Origin of the sequence: Streptomyces sp. NPDC051987, assembly GCF_040680735.1 — a bacterium.
Classification (GTDB): Bacteria; Actinomycetota; Actinomycetes; order Streptomycetales; family Streptomycetaceae; genus Streptomyces.
Genome location: NZ_JBFAXI010000102.1, coordinates 22,473 through 28,978 on the forward strand (window position 1 = coordinate 22,473; position 6,506 = coordinate 28,978).

Genomic DNA, 6,506 nt, shown 5'->3' on the forward strand with positions numbered 1-6,506 from the left:
GCAGGAGGAACCGGGGCGTGAGCGGGTAGTCACACGTGGGGGGTTGGCGGCGGCCGTGCCCGAAGTTCCGCCGCCTTTACCCGGCAATCTTCGCATGTCCCGCATTGTCGGTATGTCTGCTGGGCAGTGATCGCAAAGGCCGGATCTTTTCCCTACAGGGAGTTCGCAGGGGGTACGCCATGGCCGCAAGGCCGCTTGTCGCGCGGCAGCCGAACGAACGGTTGCAGGCGCTCATCCAGGAGGCGGGGTGCTCGAACGCCGGGCTCGCCCGCCGGGTCAACATGTGCGGCGCCGAGCACGGTCTCGACCTCCGGTACGACAAGACGTCCGTGGCGCGCTGGCTGCGCGGCCAGCAGCCGCGGGGCCGGGCGCCGGCGATCATCGCCGAGGCGCTGGGCCGCAAGCTGGGCCGTACGGTCACGATCGACGAGATCGGCATGGCCAACGGCAAGAACCTCGCCTCGGGGGTCGGTCTCCAGTTCTCGCCGACGGTGCTGGGGGCCATCGAGCAGGTCTGCGAGCTGTGGCGCAGCGACGTGGGACGCCGGGACTTCCTGTCGGGTTCCTCGGTCGCCGCGTCCGCGCTGGTGGAGCCCAGCCGGGACTGGCTGATCTCGGCGCCGGACGCGCAGGTGGCGCGGCAGGCGGGGCCGCGGGTCGGGCCGTCGGACGTCGCGGCGGTGAAGGCGATGACGCAGGCCCTCACCGACCTCGACCACCAGTTCGGCAGCGGGCATGTGCGCCCGGTCGTCGTGCACTACCTCAACAGCGTCGTCTCCGGGCTGCTGGCCGGCTCCTACCGGGAGTCCGTGGGGCGGGAGTTGTTCGCGGCCGTCGCCCGGCTCACCGAACTGGCCGGGTACATGGCCGTCGACACCGGTCAACCCGGGCTCGCCCAGCGGTACTACATCCAGTCGCTGCGCCTCGCGCAGGCGGCCGGCGACCGCGGCTACGGCGGCTATGTGCTCGCCTCCTCGATGAGCCATCTCGCCGCGCAGCTCGGCAACCCGCGGGAGATCGCCCAGTTGGCGCGGGCGGCCCAGGAGGGGGCGCGGGGCCGCGTGACCCCGCGCGCGGAGGCGATGTTCTTCGCGGCCGAGGCCCGTGGCCACGCCCTGCTCGGCGACGTGCGCTCGGCGCAACTGGCGTCCGGGCGGGCGGTGTCGGCGATGGAGGCGGCCGATCCGGCGTCCGGGGACGACCCGGCGTGGATCAGGCACTTCGACGAGGCCTACCTGGCCGACGAGTTGGCGCACTGCCACCGCGACCTGGGCCAGGCCGAGGCGGCCGCCAGGTGCGCGCAGCAGTCGCTGGACGGGCACCCGGAGACCCGGGCCCGGCGCCGGGCGATCGGCTATGTGCTCCTCGCCACAGCGCAGGTGCAGCAGCGGGAGATCGAACAGGCCTGCGCCACCGGGACGAAGGCGGTCGAACTGCTGGAGACGGTCCGCTCCAACCGCGGCGCCGAGTACCTGGAGGACTTCCAGCAGCGGCTGGAGCCGTTCCGGGACGAACCGGTGGTCAGGGAGTTCGGAGCGCGCCTGGATCTGCAGGCGGCCGCGTGAATGTCCGCCCCGCGGCTGCGTGAACGGGCGGGAAACCCCGCCTTGCCGTGCTGGAAGCGGCGTGTACAGCGCACCGCGGGGCGGTTTTGTTACTGCTGTCACAGGGAACAAGATCGCGCCCTTGGCTGCGTGGCACCCTGCTGAGGTGACCCGGTAGCGTGAGTCCGATTCACAAGGTCCCCCATTGGTAGGAGTCCCGGTGACGCAGAGTGGACAGGGCGAGCCCGCGCGCGAAGGCATCGTGCTGCCCTCGGACGGTGGCGAGCCCCTGCTGCCGGGTATGACGGGCAGCCCCGTCCCCGCCGCGCAGCCGCCCGCCCCGGCCGCAGCGCCGCCCGATGGCCAGTCCTGGGGCCAGCCGTGGGGCCCCGGCCGGCCGCAGAGCCACCAGCAGAGCCCGCAGCCCCAGTCGCCCGGCCAGGGCTGGCCGCAGGCGGCGGGCCAGGAGTGGGCCGCCCCCGAATCGCCGCTGCCGCCCGCCTGGACCGCCCAGTCGCACGCCCCCCAGTCGCACGGGGCACCGGCCCACACCGACCAGGCCCAGGCCCCCGGCGCCGGTCCGCTGCCGCCGGAGGGGGCGCCGACCCCGTCGTACGGCGGCGGCTACGAGCAGGCGTACGGCTACGGCGCGCCCCAGCCCCAGCAGTCGTACGGCGCCCCGCTGCCCCCGGCCGTCGGCCACGACGCCTACGGCGGTGCGGTGCCGCCCGCCGACGAGGGGGCCACCCAGTACATACCGCCGGTGCCCGCCGCGCCGCTGGACGAGGGCGCCACGCAGTACATACCGCCGGTGCCCGCGGCCTCCGAGGGCGCCACCCAGCTGATCCCGCCGGTGGGTCCCGGTGCGCTGCCGCCGGAGTCCCACGGGCAGACCGCCTTCCCCGGCCGGCAGTCCGGCCCCGCGGCGCACTCCGACGCCGAGGCCACGCAGTACATCCCGCCGTACCAGGCCGCCGCCGGACCGCAGGGCGGGGGCGACCGGCAGCCGCCCGCCGAGTTCGACAACCTCTTCCGCAGCGCGCCGGGCGGTGAGCCCCCGGCCGCGTCCACGGCCCAGATGCCGCGCTTCCAGCCCCAGCCGCAGCCCCAGAGCGGCTACCAGCAGCCGCCGGCGTACACCCCGCCCCCCACGTCGTACGACGACGGTGGCGGCCGGGGCGGTCGCGGCGGCCGGTCGAAGGTGCCGCTGATCGCCGCGGTCGGGATCGGCATCGCCGTGCTCGGCATCGGCGCCGGTGCCCTGTTCAGCGGCGGCGGGGGTTCGGGCGGCGGCGACAAGACGGTCGCTGCCTCCGCCTCGGCCTCCGACGGCTCCTCCTCGGCCGCGGGTGACCCCGCGAAGGCACAGGCCGTCGCCCTGGACAAGCTGCTCGCCGACAGCGGCAGCAGCCGGGCCTCGGTGATCAACGCCGTCGCCCAGGTGAAGCAGTGCCAGAACCTGGACGGCTCCGCCTCCGACCTGCGCAACGCCGCCCAGCAGCGCGCCGAGCTGGTCACCCGGCTGGCCAAGCTGTCCATCGACAAGCTGCCGGACAACGCCGAGCTGAGCACCGCGCTCACCCGGGCCTGGCAGGCCTCCGCGAACGCCGACAACCACTACGCGGCCTGGGCCGACCAGGCCAGGGGCAAGCACGGCTGCCACAAGGGCCAGGCCCGCGCCACCGGCCAGACCGCCGCCGGCAACCGGGAGAGCGGCACGGCCAGCAGCCAGAAGGTGAAGGCGGCCGCGCTGTGGAACGCGATCGCGAGCAAGTACGGACTGACCCAGCGGCAGCCGACCCAGCTGTAGCCGCCGGCCGCCAACCGCCGGCCCAGCCACGGCGGCGGCCGGGTCGTGCGGAGCGCTGACGGGTCGGCCGGTGACGGGCCGGCCGTCAGCTCAGGTCGGCGTTCTCCAGGATGTCGGTCATGTCCAGGGCCTGCTGGTGCGCCGACTGCAGCAGGCCGCCCTTGACCGTCTGGACGTTCACGTCGGCGTTGACCAGCCGGGCGAAGCCGGCCGCGGCCAGCCTGCCCTGGTAGGGCCAGGACAGGGACGGGGTGAGGCCACCGGTGGAGACCTTCAGCCCGTCGTTGAGGGTGCGGCGCACACTGTCGGCGCTGACCTCGCCGTCGCCGATCTTCTCCAGCGCGGCGGTGAGGACCTGGTAGGCGATCCAGGTGGTCTGCACCCCGGCGTCGGCCGGGTCGATCCGGTTGTCGCCGAAGGCCTCCTTGTTGATCACCTTCTTCATCTCGTCCCAGCGCCGGTCCGAGGCCACGGGGTACCAGCCGGTGATGTAGGACCCCTCGTAGGGACCGCGCGCCCCGCCCGTGGAGTTGATCACCGTCTGGTCGACACTGCCGATCTCGGCGGCCGTCTTCACTGTCGGGTGGCCCTGGCGGGCGCGCTGGAAGCTGTCCATGAAGGTGGCCGTGCGGCCGCCCAGCTCGGGCACCACGCAGCCCGTCCTCGACGGGTCCGAGGAGGCGCTCTCCACGGCCTTCTGGGACTGCGCGTCGTACTCGGTGAGATTCTCCGCCGCGAGCTGGTCGATCGCCTTGGCGTGGCCGCCCGCCCTGAGACCCGAGTCGAGCAGCTGGGGCAGCTGGTCGCCGGCGATGGTGTCGGGGCGGACCAGGGTGACCGGGCCGCACGAGTCGGCCAGCGCCTCCCCGAGCCCGGCCAGCAGGGTGAGCGAGCCGCCGTTGACCGGGTAGGAGACGGGGCTGGTGAACTCCTCGTTCGACGCCCCGTAGCCGCCTATGTAGGGGATGGCCGCGCCCTCCAGGGGGGCGAAGTAGGAGTCGCCGAACTGGCTGTAGGAGCCGACCACGGCGGCGACGTCCTCGTCGACCGCCCGCTGGGCGCAGCTCGCCGCGCCCACGCTGCTGTTGTGGTCGTTGCAGGTGACGAGCTTGAGCTTGCGGCCGTGGATGCCGCCCTGGGAGTTGATCCACTTGATGTAGGCGGAGGCCATGGCGGGCATGCCGGGCTTGTTGGTGGCGCTGGTCCCCTGCGGCGCCCAGGTCATCACCTTGATCGTGTCGTCCGCCGAGGCCGACATCCCTGGGATGGTGCCGCAGCCGGCGGCGAGGGATGCGCAGACGGTCATGGCCGCCGCGGACAGGGCGGTGGCTCTGACGCGCCGGTGGGTGGCGGGAAGGGCACTGCGGAGAGTGATGCTGAAGGTGCGGAGCCTGCCGGTCATGGACACGCACGATTCCGTCACATCACGAACCGGGAAGTGACCCACGGTCAACGAGGAGTGGCTCACAGGTGAATTACGGGGGTGTCGTTCGGGGGGTGTGACCAGGAACGTACGATCGATGACCGTGCAAGGTTCGGAGAACTCTTCCCGTCGCGGCCGTCGCTCCTCCACCATGGGCGGCATGCCACTCAACGACATGCCGTGGTGGCGCTGGCGCAGCAATGTGCGCTCCGCGCTGCACATGCTCTCCGACCCGGACTTCCAGCGGAACGTCTGGCTGGCCGGTCAGGACGGGTACGGCGACGTGACCGACGCGGTCTACCGGCTGGTCGAGGACACCTGGCTGGACAACTGGTCCGCGGAGAAATACGTCGGGACGATATTCCGCGACTCGCAGGAGGCGGCGCTCGTCGACACCGCGGTGCTGCGGGTGCTGCGGATCATGCACCAGGTCGGGCCGGACGCGCCGGTCTCCGCCTACCTCGACCACCAGGGGTGGCCGGACGCGGTGCGGGCCGCCCGGGACGCGCACATACGCCTGGCGGCGAGCGACGGCGACGACCCGGACAGCCCGCCGCGCAGCCTCGACGTGCTGCGGATCATGACGCGGGCCGCCTGAGCCGCCGGCCCGCGCAGTCCGCGCCGGCCCGCGCAGTCCGCGCAGGTCCGCGTTGCGGACAGGGAGCGCCTGGGCGGGCGGGGCATGAGATTCTGTGGGGCATGACCGATCAGTCCACCCGAGCCCAGGCCGCCCCGGCCGACCAGTACGTCCTCACGCTCTCCTGCCCGGACAAGAAGGGCATCGTGCACGCCGTGTCGAGCTACCTCTTCATGACCGGTTGCAACATCGAGGACAGCCAGCAGTTCGGGGACCACGACACGGGTCTGTTCTTCATGCGGGTGCACTTCTCGGCCGACGCGCCGGTGACGGTCGACAAGCTGCGGGCGAGCTTCGCGGCGATCGGTGACTCCTTCCACATGGAATGGCAGATCAACCGGGCCGACGAGAAGATGCGCGTCGTCCTCATGGTCAGCAAGTTCGGGCACTGCCTGAACGACCTGCTCTTCCGCGCCCGCATCGGAGCGCTGCCGGTGGAGATCGCGGCCGTGGTGTCCAACCACACCGACTTCGCGGAGCTGGTGGAGTCGTACCATGTGCCCTTCCACCACATCCCGGTGACGAAGGAGACGAAGGCCGACGCCGAGGCCCGGCTGCTGGACCTCGTCCGCGAGGAGAACGTCGAGCTGGTGGTGCTGGCCCGCTACATGCAGGTCCTCTCGGACGACCTGTGCAAGCAGCTGAGCGGGCGGATCATCAACATCCACCACTCGTTCCTGCCGAGCTTCAAGGGGGCGAAGCCGTACCACCAGGCGCATGCGCGGGGCGTCAAGCTGATCGGCGCGACGGCGCACTACGTCACCGCGGACCTGGACGAGGGGCCGATCATCGAGCAGGAGGTCGAGCGGGTCGGCCACGACGTCACCCCCGACCAGCTGGTCGCGATCGGCCGCGACGTGGAGTGCCAGGCGCTGGCGCGGGCGGTGAAGTGGCACGCGGAGCGCCGCATCCTGCTCAACGGCCGACGGACGGTCGTCTTCGCCTGACGGCACCTTTCCGTGCAGGGGGCCGGGCGGCGCCCGAGGGGCCGGGTGGTCTCCGTCGTACGGCGACTGCGGGCGCGTGGGGGTCGTTCGCGCAGTTCCCCGCGCCCCTAAAAGAAGCGAGCTGCAGTGCCCCCTTCTTTTAGGG

The 6,506-nt window shown here is 72.4% G+C and carries 5 protein-coding genes; 4 read left to right on the forward strand and 1 reads right to left on the reverse strand.

Annotated features, from left to right (window positions below):
* Positions 1-179 precede the first annotated feature (179 nt).
* Positions 180-1,565 (forward strand): transcriptional regulator, encoded by a 1,386-nt coding sequence (locus AB0M11_RS34955; protein WP_365712176.1) that lies wholly within the window; start codon positions 180-182, stop codon positions 1,563-1,565.
* A gap of 199 nt (positions 1,566-1,764) precedes the next feature.
* The gene (locus AB0M11_RS34960; RefSeq protein WP_365712177.1) at positions 1,765-3,354 is read left to right on the forward strand and encodes a hypothetical protein; all 1,590 of its coding nucleotides are present in this window, start codon (positions 1,765-1,767) and stop codon (positions 3,352-3,354) included.
* 85 nt (positions 3,355-3,439) lie between these two features.
* Here the strand turns inward: AB0M11_RS34960 and AB0M11_RS34965 are convergent, their stop codons facing one another.
* Positions 3,440-4,756 carry an ABC transporter substrate-binding protein gene (locus tag AB0M11_RS34965; protein WP_365712178.1) on the reverse strand — a complete coding sequence of 439 codons (1,317 nt, stop codon included), beginning with the start codon at positions 4,754-4,756 and terminating at the stop codon, positions 3,440-3,442.
* Positions 4,757-4,874: 118 nt separating this feature from the next.
* Here AB0M11_RS34965 and AB0M11_RS34970 point away from each other — a divergent pair, with 118 nt between their 5' ends.
* Complete coding sequence (locus AB0M11_RS34970; RefSeq protein ID WP_365712180.1) at positions 4,875-5,375, forward strand: hypothetical protein; 501 nt, start codon at positions 4,875-4,877, stop codon at positions 5,373-5,375.
* A gap of 101 nt (positions 5,376-5,476) precedes the next feature.
* Entirely contained in the window at positions 5,477-6,361 is an 885-nt protein-coding gene (gene purU, locus AB0M11_RS34975; RefSeq protein WP_365712181.1) for a formyltetrahydrofolate deformylase, read from the forward strand.
* The last annotated feature ends 145 nt before the right edge of the window (positions 6,362-6,506 follow it).

What these genes read in the sequence shown, in the direction of transcription:
- AB0M11_RS34955 (WP_365712176.1), top strand. Translation starts at nt 180, where the DNA reads ATGGCCGCAAGGCCGCTTGTCGCGCGGCAGCCGAACGAACGGTTGCAG.
- AB0M11_RS34965 (WP_365712178.1), bottom strand. Translation starts at nt 4,756, where the DNA reads ATGACCGGCAGGCTCCGCACCTTCAGCATCACTCTCCGCAGTGCCCTT.
- AB0M11_RS34970 (WP_365712180.1), top strand. Translation starts at nt 4,875, where the DNA reads ATGACCGTGCAAGGTTCGGAGAACTCTTCCCGTCGCGGCCGTCGCTCC.
- purU (WP_365712181.1), top strand. Translation starts at nt 5,477, where the DNA reads ATGACCGATCAGTCCACCCGAGCCCAGGCCGCCCCGGCCGACCAGTAC.